The 17,622-nt window shown below is 70.3% G+C and carries 17 protein-coding genes and 1 pseudogene; 8 read left to right on the top strand and 10 right to left on the bottom strand.

Translation table 11 applies throughout. From position 1 onward, the window contains the following. Window positions 1-86 precede the first annotated feature (86 nt). Window positions 87-395 carry a hypothetical protein gene (locus ACWDV4_RS09010; RefSeq protein ID WP_449976060.1) on the top strand — a complete coding sequence of 103 codons (309 nt, stop codon included), beginning with the start codon at window positions 87-89 and terminating at the stop codon, window positions 393-395. On the opposite strand, the gene ACWDV4_RS09005 is transcribed toward ACWDV4_RS09010, so the two are convergent. The 6 genes and pseudogenes from ACWDV4_RS09005 to ACWDV4_RS08980 all read right to left on the bottom strand — a co-directional run bounded on the left by ACWDV4_RS09005 (window position 388) and on the right by ACWDV4_RS08980 (window position 4,678). Beyond that, window positions 388-1,026, bottom strand: coding sequence for a Trp biosynthesis-associated membrane protein (locus ACWDV4_RS09005; protein WP_449976277.1), 639 nt, complete (start codon window positions 1,024-1,026; stop codon window positions 388-390). The two genes, ACWDV4_RS09010 and ACWDV4_RS09005, sit on opposite strands and share 8 nt — an antisense overlap. 74 nt (window positions 1,027-1,100) lie before the next feature. Further along, window positions 1,101-2,657 carry an anthranilate synthase component I gene (locus tag ACWDV4_RS09000; RefSeq protein ID WP_449976058.1) on the bottom strand — a complete coding sequence of 519 codons (1,557 nt, stop codon included), beginning with the start codon at window positions 2,655-2,657 and terminating at the stop codon, window positions 1,101-1,103. After that, on the bottom strand, window positions 2,654-3,082 hold the full coding sequence (hisI, locus tag ACWDV4_RS08995; RefSeq protein WP_449976276.1) for a phosphoribosyl-AMP cyclohydrolase: 429 nt from the start codon (window positions 3,080-3,082) through the stop codon (window positions 2,654-2,656). Before hisI ends, ACWDV4_RS09000 begins: the two co-directional genes overlap by 4 nt. Before the next feature lie 264 nt (window positions 3,083-3,346). Then, window positions 3,347-3,619: pseudogene (locus ACWDV4_RS08990) on the bottom strand (phosphoribosyl-AMP cyclohydrolase); the annotation flags it as partial. Between the two features lie 409 nt (window positions 3,620-4,028). Next, complete coding sequence (locus tag ACWDV4_RS08985) at window positions 4,029-4,382, bottom strand: hypothetical protein (RefSeq protein WP_449976057.1); 354 nt, start codon at window positions 4,380-4,382, stop codon at window positions 4,029-4,031. Further along, window positions 4,328-4,678, bottom strand: coding sequence for a hypothetical protein (locus ACWDV4_RS08980; protein WP_449976055.1), 351 nt, complete (start codon window positions 4,676-4,678; stop codon window positions 4,328-4,330). The genes ACWDV4_RS08985 and ACWDV4_RS08980 overlap by 55 nt, the downstream gene beginning before the upstream one ends. Before the next feature lie 158 nt (window positions 4,679-4,836). Between ACWDV4_RS08980 and ACWDV4_RS08975 the strand changes: the two genes are divergently transcribed. The 3 genes from ACWDV4_RS08975 (at window position 4,837) to ACWDV4_RS08965 (ending at window position 7,012) form a co-directional block, all read left to right on the top strand. Continuing rightward, the gene (locus tag ACWDV4_RS08975) at window positions 4,837-5,562 is read left to right on the top strand and encodes an ABC transporter ATP-binding protein (protein ID WP_449976053.1); all 726 of its coding nucleotides are present in this window, start codon (window positions 4,837-4,839) and stop codon (window positions 5,560-5,562) included. Then, entirely contained in the window at window positions 5,559-6,314 is a 756-nt protein-coding gene (locus ACWDV4_RS08970) for an ABC transporter permease (RefSeq protein WP_449976051.1), read from the top strand. The genes ACWDV4_RS08975 and ACWDV4_RS08970 overlap by 4 nt, the downstream gene beginning before the upstream one ends. A gap of 92 nt (window positions 6,315-6,406) precedes the next feature. Further along, the gene (locus ACWDV4_RS08965; protein ID WP_449976049.1) at window positions 6,407-7,012 is read left to right on the top strand and encodes a TetR/AcrR family transcriptional regulator; all 606 of its coding nucleotides are present in this window, start codon (window positions 6,407-6,409) and stop codon (window positions 7,010-7,012) included. A gap of 89 nt (window positions 7,013-7,101) precedes the next feature. Here the strand turns inward: ACWDV4_RS08965 and ACWDV4_RS08960 are convergent, their stop codons facing one another. After that, window positions 7,102-7,929, bottom strand: a complete 828-nt coding sequence (locus ACWDV4_RS08960) for a DUF2470 domain-containing protein (RefSeq protein ID WP_449976048.1) — start codon at window positions 7,927-7,929, stop codon at window positions 7,102-7,104. A gap of 75 nt (window positions 7,930-8,004) precedes the next feature. Between ACWDV4_RS08960 and rpsD the strand changes: the two genes are divergently transcribed. Next, on the top strand, window positions 8,005-8,616 hold the full coding sequence (rpsD, locus tag ACWDV4_RS08955; protein ID WP_449976046.1) for a 30S ribosomal protein S4: 612 nt from the start codon (window positions 8,005-8,007) through the stop codon (window positions 8,614-8,616). Between the two features lie 76 nt (window positions 8,617-8,692). Here the strand turns inward: rpsD and ACWDV4_RS08950 are convergent, their stop codons facing one another. Continuing rightward, window positions 8,693-10,477: an ABC transporter ATP-binding protein gene (locus ACWDV4_RS08950; protein WP_449976044.1), complete on the bottom strand. Its 1,785-nt coding sequence runs from the start codon at window positions 10,475-10,477 to the stop codon at window positions 8,693-8,695. Beyond that, window positions 10,474-12,327 carry an ABC transporter ATP-binding protein gene (locus tag ACWDV4_RS08945; protein ID WP_449976042.1) on the bottom strand — a complete coding sequence of 618 codons (1,854 nt, stop codon included), beginning with the start codon at window positions 12,325-12,327 and terminating at the stop codon, window positions 10,474-10,476. The genes ACWDV4_RS08950 and ACWDV4_RS08945 overlap by 4 nt, the downstream gene beginning before the upstream one ends. Before the next feature lie 123 nt (window positions 12,328-12,450). Between ACWDV4_RS08945 and ACWDV4_RS08940 the strand changes: the two genes are divergently transcribed. The 3 genes from ACWDV4_RS08940 (at window position 12,451) to ACWDV4_RS08930 (ending at window position 16,210) form a co-directional block, all read left to right on the top strand. Beyond that, window positions 12,451-13,080: a TIGR03085 family metal-binding protein gene (locus tag ACWDV4_RS08940; RefSeq protein ID WP_449976040.1), complete on the top strand. Its 630-nt coding sequence runs from the start codon at window positions 12,451-12,453 to the stop codon at window positions 13,078-13,080. Window positions 13,081-13,245: 165 nt separating this feature from the next. Beyond that, window positions 13,246-14,199 (top strand): terpene synthase family protein, encoded by a 954-nt coding sequence (locus ACWDV4_RS08935; RefSeq protein ID WP_449976038.1) that lies wholly within the window; start codon window positions 13,246-13,248, stop codon window positions 14,197-14,199. Window positions 14,200-14,383: 184 nt separating this feature from the next. Further along, window positions 14,384-16,210, top strand: coding sequence for an AMP-dependent synthetase/ligase (locus tag ACWDV4_RS08930; RefSeq protein ID WP_449976036.1), 1,827 nt, complete (start codon window positions 14,384-14,386; stop codon window positions 16,208-16,210). 58 nt (window positions 16,211-16,268) lie between these two features. On the opposite strand, the gene ACWDV4_RS08925 is transcribed toward ACWDV4_RS08930, so the two are convergent. Beyond that, on the bottom strand, window positions 16,269-17,582 hold the full coding sequence (locus tag ACWDV4_RS08925) for a low temperature requirement protein A (RefSeq protein ID WP_449976034.1): 1,314 nt from the start codon (window positions 17,580-17,582) through the stop codon (window positions 16,269-16,271). Between the last annotated feature and the right edge of the window lie 40 nt (window positions 17,583-17,622).

Raw genomic sequence — 17,622 nt, 5'->3', positions numbered from 1 at the left:
ACCAACTGGGCAGCATCGGCATCAGGCAGACTGATGTCTGACAGGCTGCCCGACCCGTCGGATCGCTTCTCGTCGTGGGGTGAACCATGAACACTGTCGAGCCCGAATCGACCATGAACACTGCCGAGCCCGAACCGACCATCGACCTAGCCGCCATCTCCCGGGCCGTCACGGCAGTCGCCATCGGTGTGGCGCACACCATCGAACGGGCCATGGCCGGGGACACCGCCGGCCGGACCGCCCGGGACAACGCCTGGGCCGCGATCTGCGCCGACCGGGACCGGGCCCAGCAGCGTGAGGAGGTCCGTCGGATGGTCGCCGCACTGACCGTGCCGAAGACCGACGAGCTGGCCGCCCGGAGGGACGAGTCGACCACCCGGAAGCTGGTCAGCTGACCGTCGGGTCCTCGCCCCGGTCCAGGGCGTCCCAGGCCGCCACCGTACGCCGGGCCACCATCCGACCCTCGCCGTCGTCCGCCACCACCGACCCCGCCGCCGAACCGTCCCGGGCCGGTGAACTTTCCGGCGCCGGCGAATTCTCCCGGGTCGACCGACGCTCGTAGCGCGCACCCATCACCGGCCAACTCCCGCCGCGCAGCACGGTGACCGCACCACTGGCCGTGGCCAGCAGCCCACCCAGTACGCAGAGCGCCGGCCAGCCCAGCGTCGCGTCGTCGTGGGCCAGTCCCGCCACGCCGTACCCGCCGCCGACCGCTACCGCCAACCCGACGATCAGCAGCAACACCCCGACGAGTCGCCGTCCCATTCCCCGGGTGGCCAGCATCGCCCCGGCACCGGCCAGCCCGACCACCGCCAGGGCGGGTAGCCAGGGCAGCAGTTCGCCACCGGTACGGGTCACCCGCACGCTGGGCAGCGGGGCCGGTCGGACGGTCACCTCCACCGCCCAGATCCGGGTCGCCGCGAAGACCGCCAGACCAGCCCCGGCCAGGCAGAGCAGGACGGCGTACATCAGCTGCCGACGGGCGTGCTTGCCCTGGGTGTCCGCGTCCCCGCCGTGGGTCTCCATTGCACCGATCCCTCCGCCGTCGCCGGTCGACGTCTGCAGTCCGCTCATCTCGCCGGTCGACGTCTGCGGTCCGCTCATCGGGCCGGCCGCAACGTCTCGGCCGCCGCGATCGCCGCCAGTACGGCAGCCGCCTTGTTACGGGTCTCCTGATCTTCGGCGGCCGGCTCTGAATCGGCGACGATACCCGCCCCGGCCTGCACATAAGCCCGGCCGTTACGGAACAGGGCGGTACGGATGGCGATCGCCATGTCCATGTCCCCGCCGAAGCCAAAGTAGCCGACGGTGCCGCCGTACAGTCCCCGGCGGGTCGGTTCCAGCTCCTCGATGATCTCCATGGCGCGTACCTTCGGTGCGCCGGAGAGGGTGCCGGCGGGGAAGGTGGCGGCCAGCGCGTCGAACGCGCTCCGATCGGCGCGCAATGTGCCCACCACCGTCGACACGATGTGCATGACGTGGCTGTAGCGCTCGATCGTGGCGAACTCGGGCACCTCGACCGTGCCCGGTTCGCAGACCCGGCCCAGGTCGTTGCGGCCCAGGTCGACCAGCATCACGTGCTCGGCACGTTCCTTCGGGTCGCCGATCAGCTCGGCGGCGAGCCGGCCGTCGGCCTCCGGGGTGGCCCCGCGCGGCCGGGTGCCGGCGATCGGGTGCAGCAGCGCCCGCTGCGGTCCACCGACCGATCCGGTCACCTTGAGGTGCGCCTCCGGTGAGGAGCCCACGATGTCGAAGCCGTCGAAGCGCAGCAGGTACATGTACGGGCTCGGGTTGGTGGCGCGCAGCACCCGGTAGACGTCCAGCGGGTCCGCCTCGGTCTCCCGCTCGAACCGCTGGGAGAGCACGATCTGGAAACACTCGCCGGCCCGGATCGCCTCCTTGGCGACCTCGACCGCCTTCTGGTAGCCGCCGTCCGGGGTGCGACCGACCACCTCACCGGCGGGCGGGCGCTCGACCGTGGAGATCATCGGCGGGATCGGCCGGGACAGGGCGCTGGTCATCGCGTCGAGCCGGCCCACCGCCTGGTGGTACGCGGCAGCGACCGACCGCTCCCGGTCCGGCTCGTCGGGCGCCGGCAGCACCGCGTTGGCCACCAGGATCGCCGACCCCTCGAAGTGGTCGAGCACCACCAGGTCGGTGGCGAGCATCATGCCCAACTCGGGCACCCCGAGGTCGTTCTCGGCCAGCTCCGGCAGCCGCTCGAACCGGCGTACCAGGTCGTAGCCGAGGTAGCCGACCATGCCCCCGGTCAGCGGCGGCATCGCCGGCCCGTCCCCCGGCTCCGCCGGACCGGTCAGGGCCGCCACGGTGTCCCGCAGCACCGTCACCGGGTCGCCGTCGGTGGGCAGTCCGGCGGGCGGGTTGCCCAGCCAGTGGGCCCGACCATCGCGCTCGATCAGGGTGCCGCTGCTGCGCACCCCGATGAACGAGTAGCGGGACCAGGCGATACCGGCCGAGCCGGCCCCCTGCTCGGCGGACTCCAGCAGGAACGTGCCGGGGCCGCCGGCCAGCTTGCGGTAGACGCCGATCGGGGTCTCCCCGTCGGCGAGCAGCCGCCGGGTCACCGGCACCACCCGCCGCTGCCGGGCCTGAGCGTGGAAGGTGGCCTCGTCGGGGCTGACTGCTCCGCTGGTCATTCGCGCTCCCCTGGGACGTCGCCGACCGAGACCGGCAGTTCGATCGAGAAGCAGTTCCGGGTGCCGGTGTGGCAGGCCGGGCCGACCTGGTCCACGCTGACCAGCAGCGCGTCCCCGTCGCAGTCCAGCGCCACCGAGCGGACGTACTGGTGGTGCCCGGAGGTCTCGCCCTTGACCCAGTACTCCTGTCGGCTGCGTGACCAGTAGGTGGCCCGCCCCGTGGTCAGGGTGCGATGCAACGCCTCGTCGTCCATCCAGGCGAGCATCAGGACCTCGCCGGAGTCGTACTGGCGGACCACGGCGGCAACCAGGCCGTCGGGGGTGCGGCGCAGCCGGGCGGCGATCTCCGGATCCAGCGCGGAGGGCCGCGCCGGGTCGGGCGCCGTCGGCGCGGCCGGGGTGGTGGGGACGCCACCTTCAGTCACTTCGGGTACGGGCACAGTGCCCGATTGTTCCGCACGCGGCGACGCGGGCGTAGCCCTGTCCCATCCGGGGCGGTCCGAGTCACTGGAGCGGGCCCGCAGCGGCCAGGTGGGCGGGGCCAACTGGGCGACGTACCGGTCCAGGCGACCGTCGGCCACTGCGGCGGCGAGATCGGCTCCAGCCACCGACTTGAACTGGTCGGCGTACGGCCGGACCAGGGCGATCGTCCCGACGACCAGGCGGCCCGCCGCGGCGTACACCCCGGCGGTGCTCGCTGGCCGCAGGCCGAGGCAGGTGAGCATGTCGTCGCGGTAGCCCGGCGGGGCGACCGGCAGGCCCAGTGCCGCCTCCAACGCGGTACGGCGGGAGGCGACGGTCAGGGGTGGATTCGCCAGCCGGAGCACCGAGGGGCAGGCGCGGGCGAGGTCGCTCGCAGCGAGCCGGGCTCCGATCGCGTCGGCGGCGGCGGTGGCGCTGGCGACCTTGCCGAGGGTGGCGACGAACTCCTCCAGTCTCGGCTCTCCGGCCGGATGGCACACCACCGCGAGGTCGATCCGGGACCGCCACCGGGGGCTGGCCCAGAGCAGCCGGACCGGCGCGCTGACCGGCAGCCCGAACGCCCAGTCGGCCGGCTCTTCGAGGCGGGCCAGCCAGGACACCACGTCCCGTACGGCGACCGAGAGGTGGGCCAACCGGTCACCGGTGTCCGCCAGATAGGCCGGTCGGGCCGCGTACGCCGGACCGTCGACCAGCACGTCGAGATCGATGTCGCTGAACACGGTGGCGGCGTCGCGGGCATGACTGCCGCGCAGCAGGATGCCAACGACGGGGCGACTGGAGGTGTCGCGTAACCGGGCGGCCCAATCGTTAAGAAATCCGCTGCGCAGTAACGGACCGTGACCCACAGCGTCATGGTGCCCCAGAAACACGGCTGGGCGCAATGTCCGATCAAGGCCTGGCTGTCCGATCAGGGAGCTGCTGTCCCGCGGAGTATCGACGTTCTGGGATGTCACCGCCGGCGCGGAGCCAACCAAGGAGATCGTCGGTTACCTTTCCGCTGGCCGCGCCCATGATATCCGGCTCGATGGCACCAAGATCGAGATGGTGGACGGAAGCCCGGTCGCGCCCGTGTCGCCGCATGAACAGCCCGCCGCCGCCACTGTCGTCCCCGATCAGCACCCAGTGCGGCGCGTAGCGCGCCACCTCGTAGGTCTGGTTGCGTTCGGTGATGGTCTGCGGCCCATAGATCAGCACCCCGTTGGGTAGCAGGACGCCGGGTGTCGAGCGCCAGAGCCGGGCCATCGCCGGGGTTCCAGCTCGGCATAGAAGCAGAGCCGGCCGTCGGTGAGCCGCCCCGGCGCGGTCAGGTCGTCGTCGGCGTGGACCCGCAGATTCGGCGGGGCGATCGTCGCGATCCCAGCACCGCCCAGCGTGCCGCTGCCGTACTCGACCAGCCACCAGCGGTACGACGGCGGCAGTGGACCGACCACAGTCTCGACCTCGCAGATCCACTCCTCGGGCACACCACGACCCGGGTAGGTAGACAGGATCGGCGAGCCCTCGATGAGTTCGCGGAGCAGGGTCAGGTCAGGTTCCACGGAAGCCGAGCCTGCCAGAACCGATCAACCACAGCTCGTACTCGACCACCAGGAACAGAACGGTCGAGCAAGCAGGTCGAGGTTCATCGCGCGGTTCCGACCCACCGATATTTCATCTAGCGTTGAGTTCAACATCTGATGAGTTTCGGGGAGGAACCATGGAGACCGCGATCGAGGTGCGTGACCTCGTCGTACATCGCGGAAAGCGGCGCGTGCTGGACGGGATCACCTGCGCGGTCCCCCCGGGCTGCGTCACCGGACTGCTCGGGCCCAGCGGCAGTGGCAAGACCACCCTGATGCGGGCCGTGGTCGGCGTGCAGATCGTCACCGCCGGTACGGTCACCGTGCTTGGCGAACCGGCTGGCTCCACCGCCCTACGCCGCCGCATCGGCTACCAGACCCAGGCACCGAGCGTCTACTTCGACCTGACCGTACGGGAGAACGCCCGCTACTTCGCCGCGCTGCACGGCGTACCCGCGGCGGTGGCCGACCGGGCGGTCGCCGACGTGGGCCTCGCCCCGGCGGCCAGCCAACTGGTCGGCACCCTCTCCGGCGGCCAGCGCAGCCGGGCGTCGCTGGCCTGCGCGCTCGTCGGCCGGCCCGACCTGCTCGTGCTCGACGAGCCCACGGTCGGGCAGGACCCGGTGCTCCGGGCCGACCTGTGGGCAAGGTTCCACGAACTGGCGGCCAACGGCACCACACTGCTGGTCTCCAGCCACGTGATGGACGAGGCCGCCCGCTGTGACCGGCTGCTGCTGATCCGCGACGGTCGGCTGATCGCCGACGACACCCCCGAGGCGGTACGCGCCACCGCCGGCACCACCGACCTCGACGCGGCATTCCTCCAGTTGATCAGAGAGCAGGAAGGGACGGTTACCCGATGAGCCCGAGAATCCTGGCGGCGACCACCGGCCGGATCCTGCGCCAGCTTCGCCACGACCGACGTACCGTGGCCCTGCTGGTCGTGGTGCCGGCGGTACTGCTCACCCTGCTCTACTACATGTTCGACAACGAACCTGTCCGGCCGGGCACACCGTCCACCTTCGACCGGATCGCACTGATCATGCTTGGCGTGTTCCCGTTCGTCATCATGTTCCTGGTGACCAGCATCGCCATGCTGCGCGAGCGAACCACCGGCACCCTCGAACGGCTGTTGACCACCCCGCTGGGCCGGCTGGACCTGCTCTTCGGCTACGGGATCGCGTTCGGGCTGGCCGCGACGGTCCAGGCGGTCATCTCGGCGGTTGTGGCCTACTGGCTGTTCGACCTGCACACCGCCGGCAGCGCCGGGCTGGTCGTGCTGATCGCGGCGGTCAACGCCGTACTCGGGGTGGCGCTGGGGCTGTTCTGCAGTGCCTTCGCCCGCACCGAGTTCCAGGCCGTACAGTTCATGCCGATCGTGGTGATCCCGCAACTCCTGCTCTGCGGCCTGTTCGTCGCCCGCGAGCAGATGGCGGACTGGCTGTGGTGGCTCAGTAAGGTGCTGCCCCTGTCGTACGCGGTCGAGGCGCTCCAGGAGGTCGGCGCACACGCCGAACCGACCGGCGTCATGTGGCGGGACCTGGCGATCGTGGCTGGCGCGGTCATCGTGGCCCTGGTCCTCGCCTCGGCCACCCTGCGGCGCCGCACCGGCTGAGCCGGGGCGGCACCCGGATCGACGCGGAGCCGGGGCCCACCGGCACCCGGTTCAGCCGGGGCAACCCAGACGTACGACGGCGAAGGATGTTCATGGCACGACGGACCGGACGGCGCCCCGGCAATCCGGACACCCGCGAGGCGATCCTCGTCGCGGCCCGGCAGGCGTTCGCCGAACGTGGCTTCGACGGTGCCTCGATCCGGTCGATCGCGGCCGGCGCCGGGGTCGACCCGGCGCTGGTCCACCACTACTTCGGCAGCAAGGACCAACTCTTCCTGGCCGCCCTGAACGCCCCGTTCGATCCGGGCGAACTGCTGCCGCAGATCACCGACGGGCCACCGGACGAAATCGGCGCCCGGCTGGTCCGGATCTTCCTCGGGGTCTGGGACTCACCGGCGGGCGCCGCCGGGGTGGCGCTGCTGCGCTCGGCGGTGGGCAACGAGTGGACCGCCCGGCTGTTGCGCGAGTTCGCCATCACCCAGATCATGCGACGGGCGGCGGCCCGACTGCCCATCGACCCGAGCCAGGCACCGCTACGCGCCTCGTTGGTCGTCTCGCAACTGGTCGGGCTGGCCATCACCCGATACGTCCTGAAGCTGGAACCGCTCGCCTCCACCAAGCCGGAGGCGCTGGTGGCGACGGTGGGACCCACCGTGCAGCGTTACCTCACCGGTGACCTCCCCGACGCTGGCGAGTGAACGTCCCGCCAGGCGTCGAGCAGACGTCCCGCCCTCGCCGCTGAACTGGCTCGCGGCGGCCGGAAAGGCGTCGGGCAAACCCGCCCGGGCTAGGCCGACCGTCGTCGGGGTTGCGCGTCCCAGGCCGCTGGGTCGGTGTGCCCCCGGTGGTGCCGGTGCCCGCAGAGCACCGGATGCAGCAGTCGGGCCAGGTCGGCGCGGTCGCGTACCGGGCGGGGAAAGGCAATCCGGGCCCGGGAAGGCGAGTCGCCCGGGCCCAGCGTCACCACGAAGCCGTACCGGTCGAGGCGTACCACCCGGGCCGGTGTGTCGTTGGCCATCGCCACCTGGGCCGGTGCGTCGGCTGCCGTCGCCATCCGCTCGCCGAGCCGGCTGCGTACGAACTCCGAGATCGCCGGGCCGTGGTGGTCGGTGAGATCGGCCAACAGTTCCCGCTCGATGTGGTGCAGTGGGTCGGGCTCCGCCGAGGCGTACTCGTCGGGGTCGACACTGACGGTGGTTCCGGCCCGCTCCAGGCGGATCTCGAGCGCGTCGAAGCCGTAGAGGCGGAACTCGCTGCCGACGCCGAGCAGGTCCCCGGTCGGGTCGTGGTCGGCGTAGTCGAGTGCGGCGGCCCGCCCAGCCGGCCCGGCCAGTTCGCTCGCCCAGCCGGATACCCACACCCGCCCGAGCGAGGGGGCACCTGCGGTGGGTGGCTGGTCCCGCACGTCGAGCACCACCGCCACGTCGTCCGCCCCGCCCGCCGGGCGAAACAAGCTGGCCGGTTCGCCTTCCGCCGGCACCAACAGCAACACCCGGCCGTTGCGGTCGACGACGTGGCGCACCGGGTACGCCCCGGGCCGACAGGCGGTGTACGCGGTGCCGGCGAGTCTGCCGGCAGAGAGGGTTCGGGCGATCTCAGCGGGACTGGGCTGCATGACAGGTCCTCCAGCTAGCTAGGTTAGGCTCACCTAAGTAAGGGTAGGCTAAACCAACGTGCTGGAGACGTCCATATGAACCATCCACGGCCCAAGGCCCGACTCTCCCGGGCCCTCGGCATCCCCCTCACCCGCAAGTGCACGAAGTACTTCGAGCGCCGGCCGTACCCGCCCGGGGTGCACGGCCGAGGGCGCCGCCGGACGTCGGACTACCAGGTACGGCTGTTGGAGAAGCAGCGACTGCGCCACCAGTACAACGTCAGCGAGACCCAGCTGCGCCGTGCCTTCGACGACGCGGCGAAGTCCAGCGGAAAGACCGGCGACACCCTGGTCGGCCTGCTCGAACGGCGACTCGACGCGGTGGTGCACCGGGCCGGGCTGGCCCGCACCATCTACCAGGCCCGCCAGCTCGTCGGCCACGGACACTTCACCGTCGACGGGGTCAAGGTGGACCGCCCGTCGTACCGGCTGCGTCCCGGCCAGGTCGTCGAGGTACGCGAGCGCAGCCGGACCAAGCCGCCGTTCCAGCTCGCCGCCGCCGGGGCGCACACCGAAGATGGACCGGCCGTGCCGTACCTGTCGGTCAGCCTCGCCGACCTGCGTACCACCCTGGTCCGGGAACCCGCCCGCCGCGAGGTCCCGATCATCTGCGACGAACAACTCGTGGTCGAGTTCTACTCCCGCTAACCCCCGCCTTGAGGTTAGGAAGGGCCCCTTCCTATACAGAAAGCGATAACAAGGGGCCCTTCCTAACACCCAATACCTAGCGCGTCTGTTCCAGCCAGGAGGCGTACAGCAGGCCGTACACCGAGGACGGGTCCCGGACCAGCTCGTCGTGCGGGCCCCGCTGCACGATCCGGCCCCGGTCCACGACGATCACCTCGTCGGCCGCCTGGGCGGTGGAGAGCCGGTGCGCGATCGCCACCGTGGTACGTCCTCGGGTCACCGCGTCCAGTGTGCGTTGCAGCCGTACCTCGGTGGCCGGGTCCACCGCGCTGGTCGCCTCGTCCAGCACCAGTAGGTCCGGGTCGGCGACGTACGCCCGAGCCAGCGCGACGAGCTGCCGCTCGCCCACGCTCAGCGCCTCGCCGCGTTCGCCCACCGGGGTCTCCAAACCGTTCGGCAGGCCCGCCACCCAATCGGCCAGACCGAGTTCGGTGAAGGCGTCGGCCAGTTCCGCGTCGGTCAGCGCTGGCCGGGCGAACCGGACGTTCGCCGCCACCGTCGCGTCGAACAGGAAGCCGTCCTGCGGCACCATCACCACCCGGGACCGCAACGACGAGAACCGGACCTGATCCAGCGGCGCCCCGGAGAGCAGCACCGTCCCGGAGGTGGGGTCCATCAGGCGGGTGAGCAGCTTCGCGAAGGTCGTCTTGCCGCTGCCGGTCTCCCCCACCACGGCGATCCGGGTCTTGGCCGGGATCTCCACCGTCACATCGGAGAGCACCGGCGGCCCACCCGGGTACGCGAAACCCACGTCGACGAACCGGACGTCGATCGCCCCGACCGGCAGCTCCACCCCCTGCTCACCCGGGTCGGCCACATCCGGTTCGACATCGAGTACGTCGAGCACCCGCCGCCACCCGGCGATGGCGTTCTGCGCCTCGTTGAGTACCTCGGTGGCGATCTGCACCGGCTGGATGAAGAGCGTCACCAGGAAGAGGAACGCGGTCAGCTGGCCGATGCTCAGTGTCCCGTCGACACCGAGTCGCACCCCGAGCACCACCACGGCGGCCAGCGCCAAACCGGCGGCGATCTCCCCGGTGGAGAAGGCGATCACGCTGGTCCGGATGGCCCGCTGCTGGGCCACCCGCTGCCCCTGGATCGTCTCGTTCAGCCGCTTGGCGGTCCGGCCGGACACCCCGTACGCCCGGATGACCGACGCGCCGACCACACTCTCGGAAATCGCGGCGAGCATCGCACCCAGCCGTTGCCGTACCAGCCCGTAGGCACCGGCCAGCCGACGCTGGAACAGCCGGATCACCACCAACGCGGGCAGGAACGCGGCGAACACCACCAGGGTGAGCTGCCAGGAGTAGACCGCCATCACGATCGCGGTGACCACCACCTGACCGAGGTTGATCAGCAGGATCACTCCGCCCCACTGGAGGAACTGGGTGATCTGGTCGACGTCGCTGGTGACCCGGGAGACCAGCGAGCCACGCCGTTCGGACTGCTGGTGCAGCATCGACAGGTCGTGCACGTGCCGGAAGGCCCGGGTCCGTACGCCGGCCAGCGCCGTCTCACTGACCGTGAAGAGTCGCCGCATCATCAGGTAGCCACAGAGCGTGGTCACCACCAGGATGGCGGCGGTGAACGCCACCACCGCACTGACCACGCCGAGGTCCGGTCCGCCGGGCACGGTCAGGCCCCGGTCGATGCCCTGTTGGACCGCCACCGGTACGGCCGCCCGCCCGACCATCGACACCAGGGCCAGGGCGAGGGTGCCGGCCAGCCCGACCCGTAGTTCGGGCGAGAGCGCCAGTCCGCGGCGCAGGGTGCGCCAGGTGCTCTCCACGGGTTCTGTCGTCTCTGCCGCCGCGCTCACTGGTCCACCATGATTTCGTCAGTCCGGCGCGGGTTCTCCCGCTCTCGTTCGGCTTCGGCCTTCTCGTAGGCGGTGACCAGATCGGCGTACCCGGGGGCGGAGGTCAGCAGTTCCTGATGCGTACCTCGGGCCACGACCCGGCCCCGCTCGACGTAGACCACCTCGTCGGCGAGCGCGATGGTGGCCCGCCGGTAGGCCACCACAAGGATGGACGCGGCCGGGGCGTCGTCCCCACCGACTCGCAACGCGGCCAGGATCGCCGCCTCCACCCTCGGGTCGACGGCGCTGGTGGCATCGTCGAGCACCAGTAACCTGGGCCGGCCGGCCAGGGCCCGGGCCAGGGTGAGCCGTTGCCGCTGGCCTCCGGAGAGTGAGGTGCCGCGCTCGCCGACCATGGTGTCCAGCCCGTCGGGTAGCGCGGTGACGAACCCAGCCGCCTCGGCCAGCCGCAACGCGGCCCAGACGTCGTCGTCGCCGATTCCCGGCCGGTCCAGGGTGATGTTGGCCCGGACGGTGTCGTCGAAGACGAACGGCACCTGTGCCACCAGGGCGACGTTGCCGGCGAGCGAGTCCGCGGTCAGCGACCGGGCGTCCACCCCGTCGAGGGTCACCGAGCCGGTCTCGGGGTCGACCAGCCGGACGGCCAGCGACGCGATGGTCGACTTCCCGGAGCCGGTGGGGCCGACCAGGGCCACGGTACGGCCGGCCGGCACGGTGAAGGAGACGTCATGCAGCACCGGAGCGCTCGGCATGTCGGGGTCGACGGCTTGGTAACCGAAGCCGACCCGGTCGAAGGCGAGTTCGGCCGGTACGTCCACTGACGCGTCCAGGCTGCGGTCGCCGTACGGCATCTCGCCGGTGGCGGTGAGCACGGTCTGTAGCCGGTCCCAGCCGGCGACGCTGCGCGGCAGTTCGGCGAGTACCCAACCGATCGCCCGGACCGGGAAGGCGAGCACGGTGAACAGGAAGGCCACGCTGATCAGCTCGGTGACGGTGATCGCGTCCTGCCGGAGCCGGATCGCGCCGACCACCAGGACGGCCAGGGTGCCGAGGCTGGGCAGGGTCTCCAGCATCGGGTCGAAGACGCCACGCAGCCGACCGACCGAGATCAATGCGTCGCGCAACTCGTCGACCCGGGCGGCGAACCGGGCGGTCTCCCGTTCCTCGCGGCCCATCGTCTTGACCACCAAGGCACCGTCGAAGCTCTCGTGGGCGATGGCGCTGACCTCGGCGCGTAGCTGCTGGGCCCGGGTCTGCCGGGGGGCCATCCGCCGGGAGTAGACGACGTTGAGGGTGAACAACGCCGGGAAGATCGCCAGCCCGACCAGGGCGAGTACCCAGTCGGTGGCGAACAGCGAGCCGATCGCGGCGGCGAGCATCACCACGGTGCCCACCGCGAAGGGCAGGGGCGCGATGGGATACCAGGCCGCCTCCACGTCGGAGTTGGCGTTGGAGAGCAGGGTGCCGGTGGCGTGCCGGTGGTGCCAGGACAGTGGCAGGTCCAAATAGCGCCGGGTGACCCGTTGCCGGTAGCTGGCTTGCAGCCGGTACTGCATGAATCCGGCGCCGAGCCGTCGGCCGAAGATGCCGGCCACCTTGATCAGGCTGACCGCGATCAGCGTCGCAGCACCGAGGGTGAGTACGCCGACGTCGACCTCTCCCTTGGCGATCGCCGGCACCGCCACCTCGCCCACCACTGCGCCGACCACATACGCGCTGGCGATGATCATCAGCCCGAAGACGACGCTACCGGCCACCCCCACCGCGAAGATGCGCGGTTCCTCACGGATAGCCCGTCCGAGGATCCGGATTCCCCGAACGAGCACATCCCGCTTCGTACTGATCGCCACGCTCTCCCCCGCCGTAAGCCTCAGTTCGTCCCCCTCATCCTTACCGAACCAGGCACCGATGACGACTGCGTATCGATTATGTCGGCGTGGTCACAGGGTGCTGCTCGGCCTACCATCGGAGACATGCCGAGGTACGCGCAGTCGGAACGCCAGTCACTCGCCACCCTTCTGCTCACCCTCGGACCGGACGCCCCCACCATCAACGAGGGCTGGCTGGCCCGGGATCTCGCGGCGCACCTGGTGGTCCGGGAACGCCGGCCGGACGCCGCCGGCGGCATCCTGCTCAAGCCGCTGCGGGGACGCACCGAACGGGTCCAGCGGGCGGTGGCCGGGCGCCCCTTCGCGCAGCTCGTCGGCCAGATCCGTCGCCCACCGTGGTGGAGCCCGGTGAGCAACCCGCTCCTCGATGAACTCACCAACCTCATGGAGTTCTTCATCCACCATGAGGACCTCCGCCGGGCCCAGCCGCAGTGGCAGCCACGCGACCTACCGCCCGGCCTGACGGCCGCGTTGTGGAAGCGGACATCACCACTGGCCCGCCTCAACCTGCGCCGGTTCCCGGCGAGCGTGCTCGTCCAGGCGCCGGGTCAGGGTGAGTTGTCGACCGGCGCGGGTGGCGAGCCGGTACGACTGGTCGGCCCTCCCGGTGAACTGGCGCTCTTCCTGTTCGGCCGGCAGCGGGTGGCTCGGGTGCAGTTGGTCGGACCGACCGCGCTGACCGACCGGCTGCGTACCGCTCGCTTCGGGGTCTGAGTAGCCGCCAACGGTTCGCCCCCGCTCGACCCGTCACCCAATGGCTGTGCGATCCCGCCCGGGTGGGACAACCATGCCGATTCTTCGTTGTACCGGCTAGGGTTCACCAACAGTTCAAAGTGGACGTCTGACCTATGTGAATGTCCCTAGGCGAGAGGAGGCGCCATGCGTACGCTCGTCGCCACGACACTCATCGGGCCACCGTTCGTGCCGCAGGTCAATCCGCACGCCGTCGAGGTCGGCGCCCGGTCCGCCCGATGGGCAGCCGAGTTCGGCCTGGTGACCAGCTCGGACGCGACGACCCGGCTCGGCCGGGCGAACGCCGCCGACCTGGCCGGGCGGGCCTGCCCCGACGCCGAGCCGGAGCAGCTCGCGTTGCTCACCGACCTCGTCAACTGGCTCTTCGCCTTCGACGACAGCTGTGACGACGATGGGCTGGGCGCGGACCCCACCCAACTGTCGCCGGCTGTCGCCCGCCTGCTCGACGTGCTCGACCAACTCGGCGGCGATGCCCCACCCGGTCTGCTGGCCACCGCTGGACCGGCCGGGACGGCACTGCACGACCTCTGCCAGCGGGTACGGCGACTCGGCCACCCGAGGTTGCTGCTGCGCTTCACCCGGCAACTGCGCGACTACCTGCTGGCCCTGCTCTGGGAGGCAGCCAACCGGCAACATCAGCGGGTGCCGGCGGTGGCCGAGTACGTGCAGATGCGGCGACACACCGGAGCCGTCTACCCCAGTTTCACCCTGACCGACATCGCACACGGCGCGCTGCCCGCCGTCGAGCGACTCACCGACCCGGCACTTTCCGCTCTGGACGCGCTCGCCGCAGACCTGGTCTGCTGGTGCAACGACGCGTTCTCCTACGACAAGGAGCGGCGACTCGAATCGACCGGTCACAACCTGACCAACGCGATCGCCCGGGAGACCGGCCAGGACGAGCGATCCGCTCTGGCCGCCACGATCGACCGTTTCAACAGCGGCCTCACGACGTACCTCCAGTTGGAGGCGGAGGTGCTGGCCGGCGCTGACCCCGAGGTGTTCCGGTTCGCCGCCGCCCGCCGCTGCTGGATCCGGGGCACCTACGACTGGTCGATGGGCGCGAGTCGCTACCACTGACCGCCGACCGGGCCGCCATCAACGCACTCGACCACGCCGCCGTCAACGCACCCGACCAGGGCGGAGCAGCACGGGAACCTGTCCAATCGAGGACTAGCCGAGGTCATACCGCAGGCAATACTCTTCGGTAACCGCAAGTTCACGTGACGCCGGTCACGCGCACCCCCTGAAGGCGGACCAAGCGATGACTCTCGAAGTTCCTTACCGTTCCATTCCTGACATGTTCCTGAAACGGGTTGCGGCCTCTCCCGATGGCGACGCCTTTGGCCATCCCGCACCCGACGACTCCGGTCCGGTCTGGTTGACCTGGCGGCAGGTCGGCCAGCGGGCCACGGCGATCGCCGCCGGCCTGAACACCCTGGGTGTCGGTACGGAGGACCGGGTGGCGATCCTGGCCAACACCCGGCTCGAATGGGTCATCGCCGACCTCGGCATCATGTGCGCCGGTGGGGCAACCACCACCATCTATCCGACCACCGAGCCGGAGGGCACGAACTACATCCTGGCCGACTCGGGTTCCCGGGTCCTGATCGCGGAGAACGCCGCCCAGGCCAACAAGGTCACCGGTGCCGACCTGCCCGCGCTGACCCACGTCGTCCTGATCGATGGTACGGCGGACCCGGCGGCCAGCCCGCCCCAGCTCACCCTCGCCGAACTGGAGCAACGCGGCACCGAGGCCCTGGCCGGTGACCCCGACCTGATCGACCGGATCGTGGCGGAGATCAAGCCCGACCACATCGCCACCCTGATCTACACCTCCGGTACGACCGGCCGCCCCAAGGGCGTCGAGCTGCTGCACGCCGGCTGGTGCTGGGAGGGCGTCGCCCAGGCCGAACTCGGTCTCCTCCGACCGGAGGACCTGCAATACCTGTGGCTGCCGCTGTCGCACTCCTTCGGTAAGACGCTGCTCTGCGGCGTGATCCACGTCGGCCTGCCCACCTATGTCGACGGGCGCATCGACAAGCTGGTCGAGATGCTCGCGGTCATCAAACCGACGTTGATGTGCGGCGCTCCTCGGATCTTCGAGAAGGTCTACAACAAGTCGGTCACCACGGCGCTGACGGGCGGTGGCCTGAAGGCCAAGATCTTCAGCTGGGCGCTACGGACCGGCAAGGAGAAGGTGGCCCTGGAGGAGGCCGGTACGCCGATCCCGGGTGGCCTGCGGTTGCGCTACGGGCTGGCCGAGAAGCTGGTCTTCAGCAAGATCCAGACAAAGCTGGGCGGACGTATCCGGGTGATGGTCTCCGGATCCGCCCCGCTGAGCAAGGACATCGCCACCTTCTTCGCCGCAGCCAACCTGCCGATCTCCGAGGGCTACGGCCTGACCGAGAGCAGCGCCGGCAACTTCGTCAACCGGCCGGGCGCGCTCCGGATCGGCACGGTCGGCCAAGCGCTGGGTGACCTGGAGTGCCGGATCGACACCGACGGCGAGGTGCTGCTGCGCGGTGCCCCGGTGATGCGGGGCTACCACAACCTGCCGGAGGACACCGCCGCCGCGTTTACCGAGGACGGTTTCTTCCGTACCGGCGACATCGGCGAGCTCGACGCCGACGGCTACCTGAAGATCACCGACCGGAAGAAGGACCTGGTCAAGACCTCGGGTGGCAAGTACGTCGCCCCCTCGCACATCGAGGGCATGTTCAAGGCGATCTGCCCGTACGTCTCCCAGGCAATGGTGATCGGCCAGGCCCGCAACTACTGCACCATGCTGGTCACCCTCGACCCCGAGGCGATCATGACGTGGGCCGCCGGGGGCCCGTTGGCCGACAAGGGGTACGCCGAGATCGCCGCCTCGGCCGAGGCACGGGCGATGGTGGAGAGCTCCGTCGAAGAGCTCAACGCCAGGCTCAACCGCTGGGAGACCATCAAGAAGGTCACCATCCTGCCCCGCGACCTGACCATCGAGGACGGCGAAATGACGCCGTCCTTGAAGATCAAGCGTCGGGTGGTGGAGACCAACTTCGCCAGCGAGATCGACAGCATGTACGACGGCACGGTCGCCAAGATCTGACGCCGAGAGGACCGGCGGTCGTGGCCCGCTCAGCGGGGCGGCGACCGCCGGTCCCGGTTCACTCGCGCCGATGCCGGGCCCGCCACTGCGTCTCCTCCGCCTCCAACGCGATCTGTTCCCCCAGTGCCGCCTCCCGCACCTCGCGGCGGGACTGGGCCGGCCGGAGAACCTTCACCGTCACCAGGCTGACCGAGACGATCGCCAACAGCCCCAGCGCGATGAGCGCCGGCATCCGTACGGCCAGTGGGGTCAACAGCAGCAGCAGGGTGGCCGCCCCCGCCGGGGAGAGCCGAATGGTGCGAAACGCCCGCAGCGAGATGGCGTTCAACGCGAACTCGTAAAGAATCACCCCGCCATAGAGCACGTAGAGGTCGGCCGGGTCGACCTTGTCCGCCCAGTCCGACGGCGCGGGATCGGCGATCTCGGCGAGGATCCGCTTGAGCCCAAGAGCAAACATGATGATCCCGGCGATGAGCGGAAAATGCAGATAGGTGTAGGCGTCCCGGGCCAGTGACACCCGATCCGGCCCGGGCATCTGATGCAGACGCTGCTCGACCGCGAGCGCGAGGGTGTCGAAGTACGCCCACCACAGCGCCGCGATCACCGCCACCCCGAGCACCGTCGCCACCAGGACCTCCCAGGTCAGGGGCAATCCTGGCCGTAAATTCGGCCCGGTGCCGAGCGAAATGACCGACTCGCCCAACGCGACCAGCACGATCAACGCGTGCCGCTCCGACCAGTGCCCCGCCGACACCAGCGTCCAGCCGGCGGTCCGTACCGCGGCCCCTCCCCCGTACTCGACGAGTAGCGCCACCACCCACAGGCTGAGCCGCACACCGGCCTCGGCGGTGCCGTCGAAGAAGCGTTGTGGCACCAGCGCGGCGACCAAGATCAGCGTGGTGCTTATCCACACCGGATAAGCGAGCAGCAGCCAACGTCGACGCAGTGCGGGCACGGACCGGACGACCGACCAGAAGACCAGCACCTGCAGGGTCCGGACCAGGAAGTAGCAGGATGCGAAGACCAGCGGGCCGGGCAGCCCGCCCGGCTCGTCGACGAAGGCCTCCGGAATGCTCAACCCCAGCACCAGGATGGCAGCCGTGGTGGCCAGCCCCACCAGCGGAATCAGCCCCTGGTCGACCCGGACCGCGTTGCCGACGGTGGCGAACCCCGTCCAGCACCACCAGAGCAGGGCCAGCACCACCAGACCGCTCGCCAGGGCAGCTGCGGTCATCTCCTCGGAGGTGAGCGCGGTGACGTTGAGGAACGCGAAGACGAAGACCAGATCGTAGAAGAGTTCCAGCCGGGTTACCCGTGATCCGGGCGCACCGGGCTGGATCCGGCGCGACCAGCGCGGCCCCTGATCCCCCACCTGGGGATTGTGTCAACCAGCGAGACGGCGATAGTCAGCT

It is taken from the genome of Micromonospora sp. NPDC003197 (assembly GCF_053590565.1).
Note: the sequence above shows the minus strand (reverse complement) of the source record. Positions and strands in the feature narration are given on the sequence as shown.

Coding starts and splice junctions, on each gene's coding strand:
- ACWDV4_RS09010 (WP_449976060.1), top strand. CDS start 87: ATGAACACTGTCGAGCCCGAATCGACCATGAACACTGCCGAGCCCGAA.
- ACWDV4_RS09005 (WP_449976277.1), bottom strand. CDS start 1,026: ATGGAGACCCACGGCGGGGACGCGGACACCCAGGGCAAGCACGCCCGT.
- ACWDV4_RS09000 (WP_449976058.1), bottom strand. CDS start 2,657: ATGACCAGCGGAGCAGTCAGCCCCGACGAGGCCACCTTCCACGCTCAG.
- ACWDV4_RS08985 (WP_449976057.1), bottom strand. CDS start 4,382: ATGGCCCGGCTCTGGCGCTCGACACCCGGCGTCCTGCTACCCAACGGG.
- ACWDV4_RS08975 (WP_449976053.1), top strand. CDS start 4,837: ATGGAGACCGCGATCGAGGTGCGTGACCTCGTCGTACATCGCGGAAAG.
- ACWDV4_RS08970 (WP_449976051.1), top strand. CDS start 5,559: ATGAGCCCGAGAATCCTGGCGGCGACCACCGGCCGGATCCTGCGCCAG.
- ACWDV4_RS08965 (WP_449976049.1), top strand. CDS start 6,407: ATGGCACGACGGACCGGACGGCGCCCCGGCAATCCGGACACCCGCGAG.
- ACWDV4_RS08960 (WP_449976048.1), bottom strand. CDS start 7,929: ATGCAGCCCAGTCCCGCTGAGATCGCCCGAACCCTCTCTGCCGGCAGA.
- rpsD (WP_449976046.1), top strand. CDS start 8,005: ATGAACCATCCACGGCCCAAGGCCCGACTCTCCCGGGCCCTCGGCATC.
- ACWDV4_RS08940 (WP_449976040.1), top strand. CDS start 12,451: ATGCCGAGGTACGCGCAGTCGGAACGCCAGTCACTCGCCACCCTTCTG.
- ACWDV4_RS08935 (WP_449976038.1), top strand. CDS start 13,246: ATGCGTACGCTCGTCGCCACGACACTCATCGGGCCACCGTTCGTGCCG.
- ACWDV4_RS08930 (WP_449976036.1), top strand. CDS start 14,384: ATGACTCTCGAAGTTCCTTACCGTTCCATTCCTGACATGTTCCTGAAA.